The 23523-nt window shown below is 44.8% G+C and carries 22 protein-coding genes and 3 pseudogenes; 13 read left to right on the top strand and 12 right to left on the bottom strand.

Features of this window, described 5'->3' with window-relative positions; genetic code table 11:
• Positions 1 to 446: 446 nt before the first annotated feature.
• The 6 genes and pseudogenes from EEJ45_RS18950 to EEJ45_RS13170 form a co-directional block, all read right to left on the bottom strand.
• Positions 447 to 722, bottom strand: coding sequence for an ATP-binding protein (locus tag EEJ45_RS18950; RefSeq protein WP_342769364.1), 276 nt, complete (start codon positions 720 to 722; stop codon positions 447 to 449).
• Positions 723 to 989: 267 nt separating this feature from the next.
• Complete coding sequence (locus tag EEJ45_RS18955) at positions 990 to 1133, bottom strand: histidine kinase dimerization/phospho-acceptor domain-containing protein (RefSeq protein WP_342769365.1); 144 nt, start codon at positions 1131 to 1133, stop codon at positions 990 to 992.
• Between the two features lie 119 nt (positions 1134 to 1252).
• Positions 1253 to 1495, bottom strand: a complete 243-nt coding sequence (locus tag EEJ45_RS18960) for a hypothetical protein (protein WP_342769366.1) — start codon at positions 1493 to 1495, stop codon at positions 1253 to 1255.
• A 14-nt stretch (positions 1496 to 1509) separates the two neighbouring features.
• Positions 1510 to 1782 (bottom strand): hypothetical protein, encoded by a 273-nt coding sequence (locus EEJ45_RS18965; protein WP_342769367.1) that lies wholly within the window; start codon positions 1780 to 1782, stop codon positions 1510 to 1512.
• A pseudogene (locus EEJ45_RS13165) lies at positions 1783 to 2083 on the bottom strand (winged helix-turn-helix domain-containing protein); the annotation flags it as partial. It lies immediately after the preceding gene.
• Between the two features lie 102 nt (positions 2084 to 2185).
• A complete protein-coding gene (locus tag EEJ45_RS13170; RefSeq protein ID WP_124565275.1) occupies positions 2186 to 2914 on the bottom strand; it encodes an ABC transporter ATP-binding protein in 729 nt (242 codons plus the stop codon).
• A gap of 282 nt (positions 2915 to 3196) precedes the next feature.
• Here EEJ45_RS13170 and EEJ45_RS13175 point away from each other — a divergent pair, with 282 nt between their 5' ends.
• From EEJ45_RS13175 to cydC, 10 genes and pseudogenes are all read left to right on the top strand, one after another.
• The gene (locus EEJ45_RS13175) at positions 3197 to 4138 is read left to right on the top strand and encodes an AAA family ATPase (RefSeq protein ID WP_124565276.1); all 942 of its coding nucleotides are present in this window, start codon (positions 3197 to 3199) and stop codon (positions 4136 to 4138) included.
• A complete protein-coding gene (locus tag EEJ45_RS13180; RefSeq protein ID WP_124565277.1) occupies positions 4125 to 5204 on the top strand; it encodes a DUF58 domain-containing protein in 1080 nt (359 codons plus the stop codon). Before EEJ45_RS13175 ends, EEJ45_RS13180 begins: the two co-directional genes overlap by 14 nt.
• Before the next feature lie 11 nt (positions 5205 to 5215).
• On the top strand, positions 5216 to 5896 hold the full coding sequence (locus EEJ45_RS13185) for a hypothetical protein (RefSeq protein ID WP_124565278.1): 681 nt from the start codon (positions 5216 to 5218) through the stop codon (positions 5894 to 5896).
• A 231-nt stretch (positions 5897 to 6127) separates the two neighbouring features.
• A pseudogene (locus tag EEJ45_RS13190) lies at positions 6128 to 6939 on the top strand (metallophosphoesterase).
• A gap of 51 nt (positions 6940 to 6990) precedes the next feature.
• Positions 6991 to 7428 carry an HIT family protein gene (locus tag EEJ45_RS13195; RefSeq protein WP_124565279.1) on the top strand — a complete coding sequence of 146 codons (438 nt, stop codon included), beginning with the start codon at positions 6991 to 6993 and terminating at the stop codon, positions 7426 to 7428.
• Between the two features lie 826 nt (positions 7429 to 8254).
• Positions 8255 to 9589 carry a cytochrome ubiquinol oxidase subunit I gene (locus EEJ45_RS13200; RefSeq protein ID WP_124565280.1) on the top strand — a complete coding sequence of 445 codons (1335 nt, stop codon included), beginning with the start codon at positions 8255 to 8257 and terminating at the stop codon, positions 9587 to 9589.
• Entirely contained in the window at positions 9586 to 10599 is a 1014-nt protein-coding gene (locus EEJ45_RS13205) for a cytochrome d ubiquinol oxidase subunit II (protein ID WP_124565281.1), read from the top strand. The genes EEJ45_RS13200 and EEJ45_RS13205 overlap by 4 nt, the downstream gene beginning before the upstream one ends.
• A gap of 11 nt (positions 10600 to 10610) precedes the next feature.
• Positions 10611 to 10718, top strand: a complete 108-nt coding sequence (cydS, locus tag EEJ45_RS19090) for a cytochrome bd oxidase small subunit CydS family protein (protein WP_380018317.1) — start codon at positions 10611 to 10613, stop codon at positions 10716 to 10718.
• Positions 10715 to 12466: a thiol reductant ABC exporter subunit CydD gene (gene cydD / locus EEJ45_RS13210; RefSeq protein WP_124565282.1), complete on the top strand. Its 1752-nt coding sequence runs from the start codon at positions 10715 to 10717 to the stop codon at positions 12464 to 12466. The genes cydS and cydD overlap by 4 nt, the downstream gene beginning before the upstream one ends.
• Complete coding sequence (gene cydC, locus EEJ45_RS13215) at positions 12414 to 14108, top strand: thiol reductant ABC exporter subunit CydC (RefSeq protein ID WP_124565283.1); 1695 nt, start codon at positions 12414 to 12416, stop codon at positions 14106 to 14108. Before cydD ends, cydC begins: the two co-directional genes overlap by 53 nt.
• A gap of 22 nt (positions 14109 to 14130) precedes the next feature.
• Here cydC and EEJ45_RS13220 read toward each other — a convergent pair whose 3' ends face one another.
• From EEJ45_RS13220 to tnpA, 6 genes and pseudogenes are all read right to left on the bottom strand, one after another.
• Positions 14131 to 14673 (bottom strand): TVP38/TMEM64 family protein, encoded by a 543-nt coding sequence (locus EEJ45_RS13220; protein WP_124565284.1) that lies wholly within the window; start codon positions 14671 to 14673, stop codon positions 14131 to 14133.
• 21 nt (positions 14674 to 14694) lie between these two features.
• Positions 14695 to 14934, bottom strand: coding sequence for a hypothetical protein (locus tag EEJ45_RS13225; RefSeq protein WP_124565285.1), 240 nt, complete (start codon positions 14932 to 14934; stop codon positions 14695 to 14697).
• A 35-nt stretch (positions 14935 to 14969) separates the two neighbouring features.
• On the bottom strand, positions 14970 to 16157 hold the full coding sequence (locus EEJ45_RS13230; RefSeq protein WP_124565286.1) for a benzoate/H(+) symporter BenE family transporter: 1188 nt from the start codon (positions 16155 to 16157) through the stop codon (positions 14970 to 14972).
• The gene (locus EEJ45_RS13235) at positions 16144 to 16701 is read right to left on the bottom strand and encodes a helix-turn-helix domain-containing protein (protein WP_245999903.1); all 558 of its coding nucleotides are present in this window, start codon (positions 16699 to 16701) and stop codon (positions 16144 to 16146) included. The genes EEJ45_RS13230 and EEJ45_RS13235 overlap by 14 nt, the downstream gene beginning before the upstream one ends.
• Before the next feature lie 205 nt (positions 16702 to 16906).
• Positions 16907 to 17995, bottom strand: a pseudogene (gene tnpB / locus EEJ45_RS13240) (IS200/IS605 family element RNA-guided endonuclease TnpB).
• A 1-nt stretch (position 17996) separates the two neighbouring features.
• Positions 17997 to 18401, bottom strand: coding sequence for an IS200/IS605 family transposase (tnpA, locus tag EEJ45_RS13245; protein WP_124565288.1), 405 nt, complete (start codon positions 18399 to 18401; stop codon positions 17997 to 17999).
• A gap of 184 nt (positions 18402 to 18585) precedes the next feature.
• Between tnpA and EEJ45_RS13250 the strand changes: the two genes are divergently transcribed.
• From EEJ45_RS13250 to EEJ45_RS13260, 3 genes are all read left to right on the top strand, one after another.
• Entirely contained in the window at positions 18586 to 19191 is a 606-nt protein-coding gene (locus tag EEJ45_RS13250) for a ribonuclease H1 domain-containing protein (RefSeq protein WP_124565289.1), read from the top strand.
• 120 nt (positions 19192 to 19311) lie between these two features.
• Positions 19312 to 20157, top strand: a complete 846-nt coding sequence (locus EEJ45_RS13255; protein WP_124565290.1) for an aldo/keto reductase — start codon at positions 19312 to 19314, stop codon at positions 20155 to 20157.
• A 500-nt stretch (positions 20158 to 20657) separates the two neighbouring features.
• Positions 20658 to 23156, top strand: a complete 2499-nt coding sequence (locus EEJ45_RS13260; protein WP_124565291.1) for a cyanophycinase — start codon at positions 20658 to 20660, stop codon at positions 23154 to 23156.
• Positions 23157 to 23523: the final 367 nt, after the last annotated feature.

A 23523-nucleotide genomic window follows, 5' to 3' on the forward strand; every position in this document is an offset into this window, starting at 1 on the left:
GTGATCCGCGAGCCGCTCTTGCGGGACAGTAAAACGCAGATAGCCGCTCTCACGTGATCCGCGAGCCGCTCTTGCGGGACACCAAAAAGTAGATAGCCACTCTTTTGTGGTCCGCGAGCCGCTCTTGCGGGCCTCTTAATCTTAGAGCTTCTCAATCTTATGGTCCGACAAGCCTAGCGTTATACCCATATTAAGAATAATGGATCGGAACAAGAAATTTTGTCGTGTGAAAAGTTAATGGATTTATAGTTTAGTCAAGTAACACAAATTGTACATCACAGACTCCGGGTTGACATAATCCACAACGTATGAAGAAGCGCAGCAGGATCCAGCTTACGATTCACTACAGAATCCAATGAACCCAATAAATAGAAAGATGATATAAGGAACTGGACCGATTTCGGTCCCTTTTTTAGTATACAAAAAGCCAAGTCAGTGCTTGGCTTTTATAATTGAATTTCCACTCTTGTTCCAATTCCTTGTGTGCTGTGAATATTAATTTCATCTTGATGCGCATGAATGATATCCTGTGCAATCGCCATTTCAAGTCCTGACCCTTTATGAGCTTCTCCCGTGTTCGTCCCCCGGTAATAGCGGTCAAAGATACGACTGAGATCTTCCTGTGAAATCCCTTTGCCATCATCTTCAACAATAATCGCAATATGTTCCTTCTGCGCCACCGTAACGGTGATGTCAACGCCTTCCTCGTTGTGAACAATCACGTTACAGCAGGTTGGTGAGCGCCCGCTTTACAAGCAATTCGTCTACTTCGAGTCGTATGGATTCTATATCTGCTTGAAAGGCAATATTTCTGTTCATATACCTGGGGTCGTTCAAAATATCAATCACAATACCACGCAACAGCGACACAAGATTGATCGTCTTTTTATGCAGGGTGACGTCTTTGTTTTCAGTCGTGTTGTCAAATTCAAATCCTCAACAAATTCTTTAATATATAAAGATTTCTTTTCAATAATCTCCGCGTAGTCTTACATTTCTTCTAATGAAAATTGATAATCTGGATCTTTCATCATTTCTGCGTAGCCCTGAATCGAAGCAAGGGGTGTTTTAATGTCATGAGAAATATTTGCAGTCCATTCTTCCTTCATGCGGTCCAGTTTTTTTCGTTCCACTTCACTGGCTCTCAGTTCGTTGGAGAGCTGATTCATATTTTGAAATACTTCTTTATAAATGCCGGACGGCTTGGGATAAAAATGAAATTTGTGATGGGCGAGCCGTTTAATACCATCTATTAAGGCATGCATAGGGCGATCAAGACGTCAATCAGTAAAACCAGGCCGCCGTTTTTTAAAAAGGAGACGAGGTCGCGGTTGTCAAAGTCAAGTACATAGCGCTTTACATTGTAATCTATCATACCGATCAAGTAGCTGTAAGCCGTATCTTCCTTTTGACCGACGAATATCGTGGCCTCCGTATCAAGCTCCCGGTACTTATACACCTGAACAATATCGGTAGGCGTGTATTTCCGTTTCATGTTTGCAGGTGTTCCTATGCTGTATAGTTCCTGCCCGTTTTCATCCAGCACCTGCAACCATGCCTGCTTTTTTGTATCGCAGCTGTGCCCGCTTTCGTTACAGTAACATCACGGCCGGAGACTAGAAGCTCCTTTTGGAATTGCCTTGTAAACTGCTCGGGAGATGTTTCCTCTGCAGGAACCTGCTTCAGCAGCAGGATGGTCCCGATGGCGATGTTGACGAAAATCACAAGCATGACGACGATTACAATGAAGGTCATATATCTGCCTGTCAGCTTCCAATTCATTTAGTTATCAGCTACCGTGAATTTGTAGCCCAGCCCCTTCATGGTGATTAAAAACCGCGGCTGGAAGGGCTGCTTCAATTTTTTCCCGCAATCTGCGCACCTGCACCATAACGGTGTTATCGACACCGATGGTCTGCTCACCTCAAACTGCGTTATACAGGCTTTCCTTGCTGATGACGCGGTTTACGTTTTGTAAAAAGTGCTTCATCATTCCAAGCTCCTGCGGTTTCAGCTCAATGATAGTCCCGTTCTTTGTGAATTCCGCTTTTTGTTCATCCAATGTAAACGGTCCTGCCTTTATAGTATTTTAAGGACACAAAGGTAAAGTAAATTACAATGCTGAAAATCATCGAGCCGAAATATAAGAAGTAATTTTTGAAGTTTTGCTTGATATTAAGGTCATTTATTCCTCACCTCCGAGCGTTGTTAGCAGATTCATAGTCTGTTGGAAAAATGCCTTGCGGTCTTGTCCGTCTTTATATAGTTCGGTGTCAATTTTTCCGTCCTTAATCAATAAAATACGTTTGCAGAAGCTCGCGGCAAAAGCATCATGCGTGACCATCAGAATGGTGGCCTGCTGCTGTTCGTTTAGCATTGCCAGGCTTTCAAGTAGACTCGTCGCCGATTTGGAATCGAGCGCGCCGGTTGGCTCGTCCGCTAAAATAAGGCTCGGCTTTGCTATAATGGCCCGCGCGGCAGCAGTGCGCTGTTTTTGTCCACCAGAGATATGATAGGGGTATTTGTTAAGGATTTCAATAATCTCAAAGGTCTCTGCAACCTGTGCAACGCGCATTTCAATTTCCTGTGCCGGCACTTTTGACAAAGCGAGCGGCAGTACGATGTTTTCTTTTACCGTCAAGGTATCAAGCAGGTTGTAATCCTGAAAGATGGACCCCAGCTGATTACGGCGAAAATCAGATAAAGCCTCTTCGTTCATATTGACAATATTTTGATTTGCGATGATAATTTCACCGGCAGTCGGCGTGTCGATGGTGGACAGTAAATGCAACAATGTCGATTTCCCGGCACCGGACGGCCCCATGATGCTAATAAATTCTCCTTCTTTAATATCCAAGTTAATATCCACTAACGCTGTATACGTGTTTTCTTTCGACCCATACACTTTTTGCATGTAATATCGTTCTCATTATTTGGCCTCCTTGTTTTTACAAAGCTGATTATATGTGTTCAACCTTACAGCGTTTGAATCGGACCTTTCAGGAAGCTTAAAAGTGTACAGGTTGAAGCTTTATTTTTTGCTTGGTATTAGGGAAGTCGCATGGTGTTTGTAGTTGTTCCTTTCTAAAAAAGAAAATCGTTTTTTACCTGAATGTATGGTTGATTCACATTCCATTTATTGGATGATTGTGATAATATTGTCTTAATATACTGAAAATTTAGGTGGTGTATATGCATGAGTGTATTACAAGACTTGAAAGACAATGTAGCAAAGGTCATCATAGGGAAGGACGAGACAATTGAACTTGCGCTCGTTGCCCTTGTAGCAAGGGGACATATTTTACTAGAGGATGTGCCAGGTACAGGAAAAACGTCTCTTGCGAAAAGCTTGGCTAAAAGCGTAGATGGTTCATTTCAACGTTTACAGTTTACATCTGACACATTACCGGGCGACGTCATCGGTTTGGAGTATTTTGATATGAAAGAATCCGACTTTAAAACGAGAACGGGACCTATTTTTGCAAATGTAGTACTTGTTGATGAAATTAACCGTGCTGTACCACGTACGCAGTCGGCGTTGCTTGAGGTGATGGAAGAGCGTACGGTTACTATTTCGGGACAAACATATGCCCTTCCTAATCCGTTTGTTGTTATTGCTACACAAAATTCGCTAGAATCAGCGGGAACGTTTCCTTTACCTGACGCGCAGCTCGACCGTTTTTTGCTGACGATTCGTCAAGGATATCCAGCACGTGAGCACGAGCTACAGATGTTACGCCGTTTTCGCGCGAACGATCCGCTTCTCTCGTTAGAGAGTGTAGTAACAGCAGAGCAAGTGCTGCAACTGCAGGAACAAGCGCAGCGCGTTACAATTCATGAAGATGTAGAAGGATATTTACTTGATATCATTGAAGAGACGCGAAAACATGAACTTGTTGAAATTGGTGTAAGTCCCCGTGGATCTCTGGCGTTTATGCGAGCTGGACAAGCACGAGCCGTTTTACATGGGCGTGATTATTGCACGCCGGAGGACTTTAGAGTGTTAGCAGGTCCTGTTTGTGCACATCGTCTTACACTCACATTAGAAGGAGAAATGAAAACGACAAAAAATCAAGTGATTATGCAAGTGCTCGACCGTGTTCGTGTACCTGTGGAGAGTGTATATGAAAAGTTATAAGACAACACATCACTTTGCTGATTCTCGTGTTGTGGTGCTAGTAAGTGTATGTATGCTCTTACTTTGGCTGTTTAGCAGTAACATACTATTATTTATAGGAAGTTTTTGTTACTTGTTACTGATTGGCACTGCGCATGGGTATGTGCATTATATGCGCAGTGTGCAGGTGGACATGAAACAGGAGAATAACTATCTGTTTGTGGAGGAATCAGATGTATGTCAGCTACGCTTTTACAATTCAATGCGTTTCCCTGCTTTCTTGACCTTGAGCTTTCGTTCGGACGAGGGTATGGATTGGAACGGTGCGTTTACACGTACGAACCATTTTTATCAAGTACAGCTGGAGTTACCGCCTCGTGCAGAGAAGAGAGTAGACTTAACAGGGATTGCAAAGAAACGAGGTACACATACATGGCAGAATGTGCAACTGACTGTAACCGATCCATTCAATTTAGTAAACCTGCAGCTACAGTTGCAAATTGCGCCTGTGTTTCACGTGTTTCCGCGCATGAAAAAAGTACGAATTCCTGAGACGAAGCGCTGGCGTTATGGCTATCGTTCGGCCATAGCCTCTCCGCTGTTAGATGAAATGAAAATCATCGGTGTTAAAGCATACGAACAGGAGGCGTTTCGCTCCATCCATTGGGGTGCCACTGCTAAAACAGGTGTGCTGAGCGCTAAAAAACTGGAGCCAGTACACGCGGATCGATACGCTGTATATTTGAATTTAGTCGGCCAACATGCCTTTATGCTTCGACCTGATGCGGAAGAATTAATTGAGTTTACGGCAGGAACATGCAAACAGCTTTTGGAAATGGACTGTTCGTTTGAGCTGTGGGTAAACAGCGTCCAAGGACAAGGTGTGTTGCATATTGGGCCAGGTTTATATCGCAGGCAGCTGTATAAGGTACTTCAGCTACTTGCTACGCTTACAGTGCGTGATACACCACTTCCAAGTAAATTATTTTATCAAACTGGCTTTCGGCGTCAGCAAGTGGATGCCATTCCCTTGATTATTGGTCGTCCACCTGAGGAAGTACGAAATTGGCTACAGGTTGCGAAGTAGGAGGAAGCGGTATGAAGGCTTGGATAAAAGTACTTGTTGTACTTATGACACTAGGTTTTGCCTATATGGCATCGCAATTCGCTTTGTTTACTCAGCAGGAATTTCGAGATTTTATTCACTTAGATGAGCAGTTTGGTTTTCGGGGTGGGTGGAAGTGGGAAATGCCTGCACCAGATGGACCCGTTACAGAGCTTGATGAGGAGAATGACGAGGGAGAAAGATTTGCTGTCTCATGGAATTTAGATGTACCAGATTTGCTTTCCTTGAATACGATTGTCACGGCTGCCAAAAATAATAGGCTGTATGTGTATCTTATCATCGGCTGCATGTTAGTTTGGGTTATATTTAGGAGAATAAGAAAGCAAAAAAAAGTGGAGCAAGCGGTGCGAGTTCATGTAAAACGCCAGCCTGAGGTCATAACGAGAGAGAAAAAACACGAGGAGGTGTTTATAGAAGGTAGAGAAGTGAACGAACCAATTCGCCTTGCTTTAATCCAATGGGAGAGGAGTCTGCCAGTTTATCGCCGCCGCGCTCATTCAGAAACCGTGCAACAGTGGTTCAATCGTCTCGGTTGTTCGCCTGAAATCATACCGATATATGAAGAAATACGATATGGCAAAAAGGAAGCAAGGCATGAAGCCGAGCAGCTCATGAAAGCCTGGATTGATAAACATCAGTATATAGTCGGATAGCATGTCTATAGGGGCATGCTTTTTTACTGTAGCAGCCGTTCAATTTCCTCTATATTAAATCCTGTCATTTTGGCAATCTCTTTCGTGGATATGCCGTTTGTATGCATATTCACAATAACAGAGATTTTTCCTTAATTTACGAGTTTTGTGGACATAGAGCGCCTCCTTTTTATCCATAGAAGCTTCTATATCTCTTTGTAAAATATGCTAATCTAGTAAAAAAGAGGTGAGATTTTGAAAAAACGTTGGTTATACATAGGGATAGTCGCATTACTTGTGGTTGTGTTTTGTTATATCCAAAATAATCTGCTAACCATAACTAAGCTAAACGTTCGTTCGGAAAAGCTGCCATCTGCTTTTGATGGTTATACAATCGTGCATTTGTCAGATCTACACAGCAAGGATTTTGGCAAAGCCCTTCCTGAAAAAATAGAAAAAGAGAAGCCGATATTATTGTGTTTACGGGTGATTTGGTAGACGCACGGCGCTATGAAGAAGAGGTTAGCCTAACACTTATGAAGCGTCTCGTTGCCATTGCGCCGACTTATTTTGTAACGGGCAATCATGAATGGAGCTCGGGGCAGTTTGCGGCGCTTGAAGTAAAGCTGCGCGATGCAGGTGTTCAGGTGCTGCGGAACGAAGCCATGCAGCTGACAAGAGCAGCAGCATCTATCCGTTTACTAGGCATCGATGACCCGCTTGGTAGCTATGATGAAGGTAATACGGTGGCAAGCGCCATTACTAGTGCAGCCCCGGGAAATGCGTTTACGCTGCTGTTATCGCATCGACCTGAATGGTTTTCGGTATATGTAAATCTTGGCGTAGACGTCGTATTTTCTGGTCATGCGCACGGGGGACAGGTGCGTATTCCATTCGTCGGTGGCTTAATTGCCCCCAACCAAGGATGGCTTCCGGCTTATACGGCGGGTGCACATCAAAACGAAGCGACCACGATGATTGTCAGCCGAGGCCTTGGTAATAGCGTCATTTCGCAGCGGGTGTTCAACCGTCCGGAAATTGTCGTTGTGACGCTCCGCCGGTAAAGCTGTAATTTTAGAAACTTCTTGTAGCACGAATGAGAGAGGGGAAAATAGATGGAATGCTTCGGTTGCCGTTTGGCACATCAACAAGAGTCTGTGCACATGGTATACGAAGATGAATGGGTTTGCTGTATATTAGATCATGATCCATTTAATGAAGGACATGTGCTGATTTTGCCAAAAGTGCATGTGGAGGATATGGATGAGCTTGACGCATTGACGGCCCGTGCAGTGTTTGAAGCAGCGCAGCGTCTGACAAAGGCGGTAAAGATGCTGTATAGACCAGACGGTGTGACGATTTGTCAAAACGGCGGTATATTCAGTGAGCTGACTCATTTTCATATGCATGTCGTGCCGCGCTATGAAGGACAGGACTTCGCTGCGTTCTATCAGGAAGCGCCCTTTAAAAATGAAGAAATACGAAGTAGGTTAGGAGAAACAAAAGAGCAATTGGCGGCGTTTCTCCAGGAACATCATTTTCAGCTTATATAGAGAGAAAAATAGAGGTTGGGTATCCTGACGAGCGTCTCGCGGAGCACGAGAGAGAGTGAAACTGAGGTTAGGTGCCCCGCAAGAGCGTCTCGCGGAGCACGAGAGAGAGTGAAACTGAGGTTAGGTGCCCCGCAAGAGCGTCTCGCGGAGCACGAGAGAGAGGAAAACTGAGGTTAGGTGTCCCAGGAGAACGTCTCGCGGAGCACGAGAGAGGAAAAATCCGGTGTTAGGTGCCCCGCAAGAGCGTCTCGCGGAGCACGAGAGAGAGGAAAACAGAGGTTAGGTGTCCCAGGAGAACGTCTCGGGGAGCACGAGAGAGAGTGAAACTGAGGTTAGGTGTCCCAGGAGAACGTCTCGCGGAGCACGAGAGAGAGTGAAACAGAGGTTAGGTGCCCCGCAAGAGCGTCTCGCGGAGCACGAGAGAGAGGAAAACTGAGGTTAGGTACCCTGCAAGAACGTCTCACGGAGCACGAGAGAGAGGAAAACTGAGGTTAGGTGTCCCAGGAGAACGTCTCGCGGAGCACGAGAGAGAGTGAAACTGAGGTTAGGTGTCCCGCAAGAACGTCTCGCGGAGCACGAGAGAGAGGAAAACTGAGGTCAGGTGCCCCGGGAGACCACCGCGCGTTCGCAAAAAGAGTCTCGGGTTAGCCGATAGGACCGTTTCATCACCGATAGAAAAAGTGACTTATATGCATGTAGGTCACTTTTTGTTATAGCCACCTGTCAAAATTTCTCCACGGTTTTGTAACAAAATCGCCTCATTTGTGATAAGTTTCACAAACGAAGCAGATATATACTATTGCTATAGTATTTATACAGCTTAGAGGTGAAGAAAATGGAGTCTGTTGAATTTAGTCGGTATTTATCCATGCTGACGCTGTCGGTGCACGTGGTGTTCGCGACAGTAGGTGTTGGCGTCCCGCTTTTCATTATGATCGCACATTGGCTTGGTTTAAGGCGTGGTGATGAGCAATATTTATTAATGGCCAAACGCTGGGCGCGCGGCTATGTAATCAGCGTTGCGGTCGGGGTTGTGACCGGTACAGCAATCGCATTGCAGCTGGCGTTATTGTGGCCAAAATTTATGGAAATGGCGGGTCAGGTAGTGGCCTTGCCGTTGTTTATGGAAACCTTTGCGTTTTTCTTTGAAGCTATTTTTCTTGGGATCTACTTGTATACGTGGAATCGCTTCAAAAATCCGAAGCATCATTTTTACTTATTAATACCTGTCGCATTAGGTGCAGGGATGTCCGCGTTGTTTATCACATCGGTGAACGCGTTTATGAACACGCCGCAGGGCTTTGCGCTTGTGGATGGCAAACTCACCAACATTCAGCCGTTACTGGCGATGTTTAACCCGGCGATGCCGACAAAGGTGGCGCATGTGCTCACATCCGCGTATATGACCGCTGCGTTTGTGCTTGCGTCAATTGCGGCTTTTCACTTGCTGCGCGGCAGTCGCAGTTCGTATCACCGTAAGGGTCTGGCGCTGACGATGAAAATTGGTTTGGTGTTTTCAATCGCAACCGCGCTCGTTGGCGATTTATCCGGTAAATTTTTGGCAGAGTATCAGCCCGAAAAACTGGCTGCAGCTGAGTGGCATTTTGAAACAGAGGGCGAAGCACCGCTTATTTTATTTGGTACCTTAACCGAAACGAACGAAGTAAAATACGCGATTAAAATTCCGTATGCGCTGAGCTTCCTCGTCCACAGCAATTTCTCAGGTGAGGTGAAAGGATTAAACGATATTCCAAAAGAGAATCACCCACCGCTTGTGATTCACTATTTGTTTGATGCGATGGTCACAATTGGTATTGGTTTAACGGTATTATCACTTGCCTATGTAATTGGCTTACGCAGAAATTGGCGCTTTATCCAAAACAAACTGTTCCGCATGCTGCTTGTAGCTTCCGGACCACTTGCAATGCTCGCGATTCAAGCAGGCTGGTGGTTTACAGAGGTTGGTCGTCAGCCATGGATTTTAAATGGTTTGATGAAAACAAAGGATGCTGCGACAACATCGCCCCATGTATGGCTTATGTTTATCGCGTTCGCAGTGCTATATCTCATCTTAATGATTGGTACGGGGGTTGTCCTTACACGTATGTTTAAGAAAAATCCTGCCGAGCTAGAAATGGAGAAACGGGGGATTGCGCTATGACAATTGAAGTATTAGGGATTTCAGTATTATGGCTGTTTTTGTTCGGGTATGTGATTGTTGCTTCTATCGATTTTGGCGCAGGCTTCTTTAATGCCTCCACGATTATCACGAAGCAGCATCACGTTGTAAATGCTGTTATCCAGCGTTATCTATCACCGGTGTGGGAGATTACGAATGTGTTTTTAGTGTTTTTCTTTGTCGGTATGATTGGATTTTTCCCAAAAACGGCGTATTATTTTGGAACGGTTTTACTGATTCCAATTAGCATTTCCATTATCTTATTGGCGCTGCGCGGCAGCTACTATGCGTTTGGTACGTACGGTACGAAGGGGCATAAAGGTTATACACTTATGTACGGTGTGACAGGTGCGCTCATTCCGGCTTCGCTTTCTACTGCATTAATTATTTCTGAAGGCGGATTTGTGAAAAAAGCTACAAATGGTACTTTGTCGCTTGACTATGCAGCGTTGTTTACGAGTCCATTTGCTTGGTCGATTGTTGTGCTGAGCTTAACAAGCGTTCTCTTCATTTCAGCTAGCTTTTTGGCTTATTATTCGCATGTGGCGGAAGATAACGGTGCGCTAAAGCTGTTCCGAAAGTACACCTGGATTTGGAGCTTTCCGACGCTGATTACAGCGCTTGGCATTATCATTGAAATGAAATGGCATAATCCGGCGCATTTTGAAGGGATGCTGAATCTTTGGTGGCTCTTCCTGTTATCAGCGATTTGCTTCTTTATTAGCCTATGGCTTCTGAAAAAGCATAGCTACGGGTGGTCCTTTATATTCGTCGTGCTGCAATTTGCACTCGCATTTTACGGCTACGGTACATCACGTTATCCATACCTGTTGTATCCGTATTTGACCATTCACGACAGCTTTACAAACCAAACGATGGCAATTGCGCTCGTTGTAGTATTTGTACTCGGTCTGCTTCTATTAATTCCAGCGTTATACCTTGTATTTAAGCTGTTTATTATGAACAAGCCATATATTAAAAAAGGAAACTAGGAGGCAGTACTATGCATGAATTTCTCTTATTTTATGCGCCTTTTCTCATCGTAATTGCGGCGGCAGCTGCTTCGTTTTGGATCGCGGCGCAAGGTGGAAAGGTTGAGGAAATAGAATGAAGCACCTGCAAGCATTTGCGCGCCGGCAAAAGGCGCTTTACTATACATTATTTGCTTTAGCGATCGGAATGGGCGGGGCAATCATTGCACAGGCGTACTTCATTGTATCTGTTGTAGATAAGCTGTTTTTGCAAAAGCAAGATTTCGCAGCTGTTGTGCCGATGCTCGGGGCGCTGCTGCTTGCGTTATTGCTTAGGACGTTCTTTTCCTATAGCACCAATCGAATTGGCATTCGTATGGCGGCATTGGCGAAAAATGATTATCGGAAACGATTGCTAGAGGCAGTATCCGATCAATCGCTATTATCGTCCTACGAAGGACAATCTGGTCAAAAGGTAAGCTTGTTGCTAGATACGGTGGATGAACTCGATAGCTTTTTCAGCAAATATATGCCACAGCGCATGGTATCTAGTGTTGTGGCTGTTATGATTATTATCGCGCTGTTTACGCAGCACTATATTTCGGCACTCATTGTGCTGGCGACAGCACCGTTCATTCCTATGTTTATGGCGATTATTGGCCGCTCAACGCAGCAAAAGGCGGAGGAGAAGCTTGCGAACTTAAACGCTTTTTCGGGCCGCTTTTTAGATACACTGCAGGGGCTTGTGAGTTTGCGTTTATATGGACGCTCTGGTCATTATAAAGAGCTTATTCGAACGAGCAGTATTCAGTTTCGTGACTCAACGATGAGCATTTTAAAAATTGCTTTTACATCAGCATTTATGCTTGAATTTATCTCCATGCTCAGCATCGGACTTGTTGCACTTGAGCTCTGTCTGCGCCTTGTGGTCTTTAAAAGCATTGATTTTTTCCCGGCGTTTTTCATTTTGCTGTTGGTGCCAGAATTTTATCAGCTCTTAAAGGATCTTGGCAGCGCTTTTCATGCTGGCCGAAGCAGTAGCGGTGCCGCAGCGAAGGTAGAGGAAGGGCTGCTAGTGCAAGAGGCAAAAGCGTGGGGTGATGCATCGCTTGCGAAAGGACCGGTTCATATTACACTCAGCAATGTCTCCTTTTCCTACGGTGACAAAATGATTTTACAAGATATTAACACCGTTTTGCCGTCTGTCGGGCAGGTCGCCCTTGTCGGAAAAAGCGGAGCGGGGAAAACGACGCTGCTGCATATCATTGCGGGGTTACTAGAAACAGAAGGTGTTACGGTAAACGGCAAAGACCGCTTTGCTTATAAAGAACAAGACTGGCTCCGGCACATCAGCTATATTACCCAGCAGCCGTATTTGTTCGCTGGTACAATTGCTGAAAACATTGCACTTGGTCTCGATGTGACCCGTGCTGACATCGAGGAAGCGGCGCAAAAGGCAAATATTGCTTCGATGATACGATCGCTGCCGGACGGCTACGACACGGTCATTGGTGAAGGTGGACGCGGCTTATCAGGCGGAGAAAAGCAGCGTATTGCGATTGCGCGTGCGTTTTTGCGCAAATCGTCTGTCGTGCTGCTTGACGAACCAACATCAGGTCTTGATATCAAAACAGAGCATGTTCTGCAGGAGGCCATTGCGGCGTTGGCCGAAACGGCGCTTGTCGTAACCGTGGCGCATCGCTTGCCGACCATTCGCCGCGCCGATAAAGTGCTGTTTATTCATAATGGCACAATAGCGGCAGAAGGAACGCATGAAGAATTATATGAAACAGAAGCATATCAAGCTCTATTTACAAGACAAGGAGGCGGAACAGATGAACGAGCTACTGCAGATTGTGCGTATGATGCTCCGGGAAAAACGGGATAGCATATTGTCTATCGTATTTGGTTATATCGCCGGTGTAGTGGCGGTCGGACTGTTTGCGGCCAACGGCTATTTAATTGCACAGGCAGCATTAACACCGCCTCTTTATGTCTTAATTGGGATGGTCGTTGTCGTCAAGCTCGGCAGCATACTGCGCGCGGCAAGCCGCTACGGGGAGCGCTACTTTTCACACCGCGCTACGTTTACGATGCTCGGTGAACTGCGCGTGCACTTTTTTGAAACATTGTCTGCTATGATGCCAAGCAGCCTGCAGCGTTACCGAAGCGGCGATTTATTGTCACGCATCGTCGGTGATGTGGAAAGTATGCAAAATGTGTTTTTGCGTGTCGTGTATCCGCCGCTGGTCATGGTGACGGTGTTTCTCAGCACGATTGTATTTGTCTCCTTTTACTCCTTAGCTGTGGTCGTACTGCTTACAATCGGTCTAATAGGAACGGGTCTTATCGTGCCGGCCTGGTTTGCATATCGCCGGCGCGGGCAAAGCGGCAACATTCGCGAAACGCGCGCCGCTTTGGCAACGGAAACGACCGAATGGCTACAGGGCTTTCGAGAGCTGAAAATTCACGGGCAATTGGGAGATAAGAAGGCGCAGCTGCTCGCTGCATCGAACACGTATATCACTGAGCAAGCCAACGCAGAACAAGAAACGATAAAAGCACATGCCGTGAATACTGTCATGTCATCGCTCATTGTGTGGGCTGTGCTTGCGGTCAGTGGCTTTTTGGTGGCAGGCGGTGAGCTGGACGGACTATTTCTTGCTATGCTTGTGATGATCAGTCTTACTGTGTTTGACCATGCCGCCCCGATGGCTGCGCTCCCGCTCTATTATGAAGAAAGCGAACAGGCGGCAAAACGTTTAAAAGCAGTAACAGAGGAAGCAAAGCGAACGCTACAAAACACATTACCAGGCGGTAATATTACCTTTTCTGATGTGAGTTATACCTTCCCCGGTGACTTCCGCCCGGCGCTTCGTGACGTAAGTTTCTGTGTGCCAGCCGGATCGAAAACAGCAATCGTCGGTGCGAGTGGGTCTGGGAAATCGACAATCGCAAAGCTCCTTTTAAAGCTGGCAGAACCGGATAGCGGAAGCATTGTTATTGGTGAAACACCGCTTGCTAATGTCACAAGCGAAGCAGTCTGGGCGCGCGCGAAGGTTGTATTGCAGGAAAATCACTTTTTTGCTGGTACGATTGAGGAAAACCTGTTGTGTGATAACCCTGAAAATGTTCGTTCACTGCTCGAAGCAGTCGGGTTGCCGCACTTTGCGCCTTCGTCTGCCGTACAAGAAAAAGGAAGTAATTTATCTGGCGGCGAAAAACAGCGCCTTGCGATGGCGCGGGCCATCTGTAAAAGCGGCGATCTATGGATTCTGGACGAACCAACGTCTTCCCTTGATGACATGACCGAGCAGCGTATTTATGATCTACTGACGCAGCACGCAAAGACTGATACAGTGCTGCTCATTAGCCACCGCCTCGAAGGCTTGCAGCATATGGATCAGATCATCGTTATGGATGAGGGGCGTATTGTTGAATCCGGTACGTTTGCGGAGCTCATGAACAAGCAGGGTGTATTTTATGAATTAAAACAGATTGAAAGCAATATGATTGGAGCAAAGCCGTGACGAAGTGTCACGGCTTTTTCAATTACTTCCGTAGTCTGCGCCATGTGATAAACAGCAGCACAACTGCCAGCGCCGTAACAATCACCTTGCCCTCCCATGTCCAATTGATGACCTGATAGACGGAATACCCTTCAATGAGAAGTGCCGGCACTTTGCCAAGCGAGCTTGCGACCGCAAAGACGAGCAACGAGACGCGGCCGATTGCGGCAACGAACGTGACTAAACCAGACGGTACGAAGGGCAAAAGCCGCAGAGCAAGAATGAGGGAAAAGGCTTCTCTGTCTTGTGCTCTGAGAAGCTTTTGCACCTTCGGATGAGAAAGCTTGCGTTCTGTCATGCTGCGAAAGCCTTTGCGGTATAAATAGAACGCCACAACCGCACCGGCTGCTTCGCCGATAAATGAAAGAAGCAAGCCTTCCCAAAGCCCGAATACAGCGAGATTAGCCGCTGTCAAAAATACGCTCGGCACCACGCCAAGCACGCTGATGAGGATATTGATGAGAATGCTTAGTAAAAAAGCGATTTGTTCATAGGTAGTAAAAAGTTCTGTGATGTATTGCTGCAAGTAGGAACCTCCTTCTAAATACTAGCGCAGTAAAAGCAGTGCGAGAACGAATAAGCAGGGGATGTGACTGTATACATAAAGTCGTTTGTCTACATTTCGCAGCACATGGGTAAAAAGCAGTGCGAAGGCGATGGCGCCAAATACAGGCAATAAGGCAGATACCGTACTTTCCGTTATGAGTACGATACTAGGCTTCCAGATAAAAATATATAATAACATATAAAACAAAGCGTTGAACAAGGTATATTGGATAAGCTTCACACAGAACCCCCTGTTAAAAATGTAATTTATATCCATTATACAACTTTTTTCATAGGAGCGTACAAACGTTTTGACCAAACGGTATGCACACAAATTCCTGCAAGTAAGCCCCAAAACGCCGAACCAATGCCAAACGCTGTAACACCGGAAGCTGTCACAAGGAAGGTGATCAGTGCGCTTTCTTTTTGGCTGCCCTCCATCGCCTGCGCGAGACTAGAACTGATAGATGGAAGAAGCGCGAGACCGCCAATCACCAGAATAAGTTCCCTTGGAAAAGCGCTAAAAAAGGAGGTGATGGTTGCGCCGCCAAAGCCGTACAACACATAAAGAACACCAGCCGCCATACCAGCGATATACCGCTTATTTTTATCGGGATGCGCTTCTTCTCCGGTACAAATTGCCGCGGTGATGGCAGCGATATTAAGACCGTGCGAGCCAAACGGTGCGAGAAGCAGGGAAGCGATGCCGGTGACCGAAATGAGCGGACTTGCGGGTGTGTTGTAGCCGCTTGCCCGCAAAACGCCGATACCGGTCGCATTTTGCGCCGTCATCGTGACGATGCAAAGTGGAAGGGCGAGCCCGATTAGTGCATCTAGTGAAAAGGTCGGCATGGTGAAAACCGGATGAACGGGGCTGACGGTTACATCATGCAAATGAAAACGTCCAAAGCCGGCAGCAAAGCTAATGCCAACGAGGAGCGTCAAAATGACTGCATAGCGCGGCAGCCAGCGTTTTGTCAGCACGTATACGAGAATCATCGGCACAACAAGAGCAGGGAAGGAGCCGATGGACACAAAGACATCGAGTCCGAACTGCAAAAGAACACCGGCGAGCATTGCTGAGATGATTGCCATCGGAATGCGGTTCATTAGCTTTTCAAAGATACCGGTAATACCTAGTATCGTAATGATCACAGCTGATATGAAAAAAGCACCGATGGCTTCACTGTAGGAATACTGCGCCCAGCCAGATACAAGCAGCACAGCGCCAGGCGTTGACCACGCCGTTAGCACAGGCACACGGTAATACATGCTGAGAAAAAAGGATGTAATGCCGCAGCCTAAGGAAATGGCCCAGATCCAAGAGGAAAGCTGCGCGTGATTTAGTCCGGCAAGTTCCGCCGCTTGAAAAATAATTAACAGTGGTCCGGCATAGCCAACCATCGTTGCCACGAATGCGGCGGTAAGTGCAGATGCCGATATATCGCGCTTATACATCGCCATAATGCATCACCACCTGAATCACAGCTTCGTCGTCTCCAGCGTTATGATAGGAATGCGGTACGTTGCCAGCGAAGCGGATCGCTTCACCTGCCTCAAGTGTGTACGCTTGGTCATCAATACGAATTTGAAAGGTACCAGACGTGACTGTAATATGCTCGTGCACGCCCTCGTTATGCGGCGTAGAACGGTAAGAAGAGCCTGCTTTCAAGATAATCGTGAAGATTTCAATTTGTGTTTGCGGGTCAAAGGGAAACAGCACATACACCAGGCAATTGCCGTTGTCCTCTGTAATATCCGGTGCACTTTTACGATGTACAACAGATACCGACCCATTATCCTCCTGCAGCAGTGAAGAAAATGAAACATGCAGCCCCGTCGCAATTTTCCAGAGCGTCGTCACGGTCGGCTGCGTCTCGCCTCGCTCAATTTGATGCAGCATCCCCTTACTAACACCCGTCATTTCCGCTGTTTTATCCAAACTCCAGCCGCGCTGTGCGCGCAGTCGCTTTACGTTTTGCCCAACGGTGATATGTATAGTATACAAAACGAAAACCTCCTTTTTGTATAATATATCATATATTTTGTGCGTATGCATAAAAAAGAACCGTTATAAGCAACGGTTCTGTTATACCTTCAACAAACCTTTTCTTGACAACTCCCCATGCCTAAAGGCAGGGGATTCTTGGGTAGTAACTCCTATCGGAATCAAATTTACCAAGCTATCCCTCCCTGTCCGAGAGTTTAGTTACCTATGTGTTCAACAATTTCAGTCCTTCTTGCAAAATATTCTTACTTGCGTTGATGTCCCTGTCATGATGCGTTCCGCAAGATGGACACTCCCATTGACGCAAATTCAGGTTTTTGACTTCTTTGTTTTGATAGCCACAAACCGAGCAAAGTTGAGAAGAAGCGAATGTTTTTCCAACAACAGAAACGATTCTTCCGTACCACTGTCCTTTATATTCCAACATAGTGCGGAACATAGACCAAGATACTTCACTAATCGCTTTGGCTAACTTTTGGTTTTTCAGCATGTTTGACACTTGCAAATCTTCTAAACAAATTGTTTGGTTTTCACAAATCAATTTAGTTGAGATTTTGTGCAAGTAGTCATTCCGGCAGTTTGCGATTTTCTCGTGAATTTGAGCAACACGAATACGAGCTTTGTTCCAATTCGAACCGCCCTTTGCACGCTTAGACAACATACGTTGCCATCTGATGAGTTGCTTTTCGTATTTGCGTAGATATTTAGGGTTCTCAAATACAACGCCGTCTGAACAAATAGCGAAGTCTTTTAAACCTAAGTCAACACCAACAGCTTTATTAACTTTCGGCAATGGTTGAACATCTACATCTGCAAGTACAGAAATGAAATATTTGCCGCTTGGATTTCGTCTGATTGTGGCAGACAAAATACGCCCTTCGATTTCTCTTGACTTGGCGAAGCGAACCCATCCGAGCTTTGGGATGAACAATTGATTCCCCTCTACTTTCATTTTTCCTACTGTCTTGTAGGATTGAACAGGATTTCGTCTTGATTTGAAGCGTGGGAAATCATTTTGCTTTTTAAAAAAGCGTTTGTACGCATCATCTAAAAATTTTAACGATTGCTGTAAAGAAGTAGAATCTACCTCCTTCAGCCATACAAATTCCTTTTTGAGTTCTGTTAATTGCTTCGCGCAATCATTATATCCAAGAGATTTCTTGTCTGAAGCATAGATTTCTTTTCATTTTGCTAAGAAGTGGTTAAACACAAATCGTGAAGAACCAATCGTTTTGTTAATGATTGTTGCTTGCTCTTGTTTTGGATACAGACGAAATTGAAACGCTTTGTGCATATTAACCACCCCTTTCTTTTTGAGTTAAAACATACTGTTTGACTACTTCTAAAGTCACGCTTCCAACAGTGGCGACGAAATAGGAATTTGTCCAAAGTGAAGGAAGTCTTGATTTTAAATGAGGAAATTCAGTGCGCAATATGCGAGATGAATACCCTTTTAATTGCTTTACAATTTTGTGTATGCCGCATTGCGGGTCACAAGAAATGAGAAGATGACAGTGGTCTGGCATGATTTCCACTTCTAAAATATCGGCTTGTAGTCCATTTGCTTTTTCTACAAACAATTCTTTTAAACGAATATCAACAGGATTCACTAATACTTTTTTCCTGTACTTTGGGCAGAACACGACATGATATTTGCAATCAAATGTGATGTTAGAGTTGCTTTGAACAGTTCTACTCACTGCTATCACCTCTAACAACGTTTTATCAAAAATATGTTATTTTTTATAGATTTATCTAACGAAAAGAGTGAAAATGTAGGATGGTTACATTGGCTGAAGCCAACGCCCATCCTAAGTACCTTTCATCCCCATAGCTGAAGCAATGGGTTTTCTCGGCACTAATGATATAAAGGAGGTGACTATTATGGCAGCAAAAAAGTATTATGTCGTCTGGAAGGGACGAAAAACAGGCATTTTCAACACATGGGCGGAATGTGAAGCACAAACAAAAGGGTTTACTGGCGCCCGCTTTAAATCATTTCCAACGTTGGCGGAGGCACAAGCTGCCTTTAATGGGACGGCAACAACTGCAAGCAAGCCAAAAGCAAAAGCAGCGGAGCCGATTGCTATTGATGAAAACAGCATTTCCGTTGACGCCGCCTGCAGCGGCAATCCGGGCATGATGGAATATAAAGGTGTTGATACCAAAACAGGAGCAGTACTTTTTCATTTTGGTCCTATTCTTGGTACCAATAATATCGGTGAATTTTTAGCAATTGTGCATGCACTTAGCATGCTGAGAAAACAAAACTCATCAAAAACAATTTACACCGACTCTAAAACGGCCCTCGCTTGGGTGCGCAATAAAAAAGCAAACACAACACTGCGCCGCGATGCCGGCACCGAACAGGTATGGACGATGGTGGAGCGCGCAGAGAAATGGCTGCGCGAAAATAGCTATTCTAATAAAATTATCAAATGGGATACCGCACAGCTTGGTGAAATTAAGGCTGATTTTGGGCGCAAGTAAGAGATAGTTCCTAAACGGGAACTATCTCACTTGAAAGTACGTACTTTTTTTCGTCTCCTGTTTCCGGCATAATCATAGTCATGTATTACTCTCATATCAATCATTAGGAGGATTTAAACCATGACTATACATTCTTTACAAGATACAACTGTGCTTCACAATGGCGTAAAAATGCCTTGGTTCGGCCTTGGTGTATTTAAAGTAGAAGAAGGCGCCGAGTTGGTGAACGCTATTAAACATGCAATTAAGCATGGATATCGCAGCATTGACACGGCGGCAATTTATCAAAACGAACAAGGTGTCGGACAAGGCATCCGTGAAGTTCTTGAAGAAACAGGACTTTCTCGAGAAGAGCTATTCATTACATCAAAGGTTTGGAATGCAGATCTAGGTTATGAATCCACCTTAGCAGCGTATGAAGAGAGTCTGAACAAGCTTGGTCTAGAGTATCTTGATCTGTATCTGGTGCACTGGCCAGTAGCAGGTAAATATAAAGACGCTTGGCGTGCTCTCGAAACACTGTACAAAGAAGGACGCGTGAAAGCAATCGGCGTCAGCAACTTCCAAATCCATCATCTCCAGGATATAATGAAGGATGCAGAAATCAAGCCCATGGTGAATCAAGTTGAATACCATCCACGTTTGACTCAAAAAGAACTGCAGACATTTTGTCAAGAACACGGCATCCAATTGGAGGCATGGTCTCCTTTGATGCAGGGACAATTGCTTGACAATGAAACGCTGCAAAGCATTGCTAACAAGCATAACAAATCGATTGCTCAAATCATTTTGCGCTGGGATTTGCAAAATGGTGTTGTGACGATCCCAAAATCAACAAAGGAACAGCGAATTGTTGAAAATGCTAGTATCTTTGACTTTGAGCTGTCAAAAGATGAAATGAAACAAATAGACAGCTTAAATGAAAATCATCGCATTGGCCCTGATCCTGATCATTTTGATTTTTAATTAAAAGGCTCTGTTAAAATTCCGTTTTGCTTTCCGTTAGAGGGATTCACTTCAAGTCTACAAGTGCCAATTAGCAACATCAGATTTTAAAACATCCAACCAAAAAACGACGTATCTGCTTGTAGCGGAGAACGTCGTTTTTTTACATTTTTACAGAAACAGCAGTTTGAGACAATATCTTTTCTCTTCTATATAAATACAACGTACTGAATTCACTTCTCCCTCTAAACCTTATACATAAACGGATGCTACTTTATAGGATTGAATATATATAAATCTATTGCAAGAAAATATTCATCCGTATTTTCTGTGCAGAAAAATACGTCTTTCTATAACATAAAAATCGTAATATAAAAATTAGAATTTTCTAAAAATTTAACTATTCTATTACCCTTTCCTCTTGTATAATAGGGTCAACTAAACTAGCTGTTACGGACGTTTCAGCCTTTCGTTCACCGTCCGTGCGCATATATTGCAAACATATTAAAGGGGGATCATGCATGAAACGCAACATTATTTCCATTGCCGCGTGCTTGGCACTATTGACTCCGCTTGGCACGCCCGTCAAAGCCGAGAGCAATGACATTAGGGGCAGCCTCGTTATCGTCGGCGGTGCCGTGGGCGCAACGAACAAAGCAATCTATGAAGCTTTTATCAAGCGAGCCGGTGACGGTAAAATCGGGATTATTCCGGCGGCTAGCGGTAAGCTTCGCTCATCTAAAGACTTTAAAAAAGATTTGCAAAGCTACGGCATCAGTGAAAGCAAGATTGATATTTTACAAATTTCTGATCATGATTTTTCCGATACGCCAGAAGATGAATCCATTTGGGAAGCAAATGTGAACAACGCTGCATTTGTGGACAAGCTCAAGGATTATACGGCGATTTGGTTTGTTGGCGGCGATCAGCTTCGCATTACTTCTTCACTTCGCAACGATGACGGCAGCAATTCTAAAGCACTTGACGCGATTTGGGATATTTACAAAGATGGCGCCGTGCTTGGCGGTACAAGTGCCGGAGCGGCCATCATGAGCGATGTGATGATTACAGGTGGCGACAGCCTTGGGGCATTGCGAGCGGGTTTTGTTACAGAAGAGACAAAAACAGATAAGGAATATGCACCGGTATACATTGAAAAAGGACTTGGCTTCTTTAAACACGGCATTATCGATCAGCACTTGGACGAGCGTTCTCGCCTGCTGCGACTTGCCATGACAGCACATGAATACGAAACGAACAAGGCAACAAACTTTGCATACGGCGTTGATGAAGACACAGCAATGGTCGTTGACAACAAAACAAATACAATCGAAGTTGTCGGACGCAGCGGTTTGGCTGTTGTAGATGTTAGCAAAATGAAAACGAAAAAGTTCACAAAAGGTAAACTGCCACGCAACGGCATTGCAGATATTGATATTAGCTATCTAGCACCTGGCGATAAAGTGCACTACGATACAAAAACATTCGAGTTTCCAAACAAAGACGAAACAAAAGGCTATGAATACTATTCCTTCGCACCTCGTCCGGCTACAGGTGTCTTTACATCTTACGGCAAGCTGAAAAATTATCTATCCTACTCACTTGTTGACAATTCTTCAGCCCAATCCGTAAGCAGCTACTTGTATGACAGCAAAGGCATCGGCTATGAAGCTGTATTCCGCAAAACGGAGAAAACAAATGGCTATTGGGGCTACACAGACGGACAAAAAGATGATTATTCCGTCGCACATGTGTCGTTGGATTTAATTCCAACCATTATGGAATTCAAACCAGATAATTCTGTAACGAAAGACTATAAGCCATCTGACTTTAAAGTACAAGCAACAAATCGCACAGATATTAAAGGAAATCTCGTTATCGCAGGCGGTGCACTTGGTAGTACAAATCGTGCTGTGTACGATGCGTTTACCTCCCTTGCGAAAGGAAAAATCGGGATTGTCCCAGCTGCAAGTAACCGTCTTTCTTCTTCTAATTCCTTTAAACAAGATTTGATTTCATACGGCTTTAAAGCGGAGGACATTGAAATTTTACCGATCTCCAATCATGACTTTAAAGGCACACCAGAAGACGAATCTGCATGGAAAAGCAATATGAACAGCGACGAGCTTGCAAATAAGATCAAAGGTCTTGGCGGCATCTGGTTTGTGGGTGGTGACCAAACGTTAATTACTGGATCACTTCGCAACGATGACGGCTCCGATTCCAAAGTGTTAAACGCAATTTGGGATATGTATGCAAACGGCGGGGTGCTTGGCGGTACGAGCGCAGGAGCGGCCATCATGAGCGACGTTATGCTAGCAGGCGGCGACAGCTACGGCGCACTGCTGAACGGCTTTACAAATCAATACGACGGCATGACGCAGCAAGAAGGCGGCCCTGCTTACTTAGAACGCGGTCTTGGCTTCTTCCGCTACGGCATCATCGATCAGCATTTTGACAACAAAGCAAGGCTAGGCAGACTTATCACAACAGCTTACGAAAAAGGTAATAAAGCACAGCTTTCTTACGGGGTTGACGAAGATACAGCGATGGTTGTTCGCAATGAAGCAAAAACCATTGAAGTAGTGGGTCGCGGCGGTGTTACACTCGTAGATTTAGCAAATGTAAAAGCAAAAAAAGCTAGCAACTACCAAGATATTTCTCTATCTTTCATTAAACCAGGGGATACAGTAAATCCAGAGACAAAAGCAATTGCCATTAACCCGAAAAAGTATGAAACAAAGGGCTACGAATACGCTGATACAAAAGTGGCACCAAATGGCGGCGTCTTCTCACCGCACAATACATTAAAGCAATTCGTCTCCTATGACCTTGTAGACAATGCCGGCGTTGACAAAATCACAAGCTACAGCTTTGAAAATGGTAAAGGCTTTGAGTTAACGTTCCACAAAGGCAAAGAAACAAACGGCTACTGGACAAACACAGACGGTCAGCGTGATGACTACTCCTTCACCAAGGTACTGCTTGACATCACACCGATTCGTGTGGAGAGCAAATAAAATAACACATAGCTTTTCAAACAATTGAAAACGTATAAAAAACGAGTACAGCATCGCAAAGATGCTGTGCTCGTTTTTTATATGCAGGTACATTCTTTTTTTATTGCACATACCATAAAAAGGTAATTTTTATTAAAATATAACTCTGCAATACAATTAAACAAGTTTGGTAGTGTATCAAAGCATAACATGGGGAGGTAAGTAATGCATCCTGTTTTAAATCAAATCGGTACTGTGTTTATCCCAGTAAGTGACATTAAAAGGAGATTGTTTTTTACTTAGGCTGTTTTCGCAAACTTTGTTGCTATTTAACAAGTAGTGGGGAGTGCTTGATTTCCACTCCAACCAACCTTAAACAAAGAAACCT

This window comes from Ectobacillus antri, from assembly GCF_003852715.1.
GTDB lineage: Bacteria > Bacillota > Bacilli > Bacillales > Bacillaceae_G > Ectobacillus > Ectobacillus antri.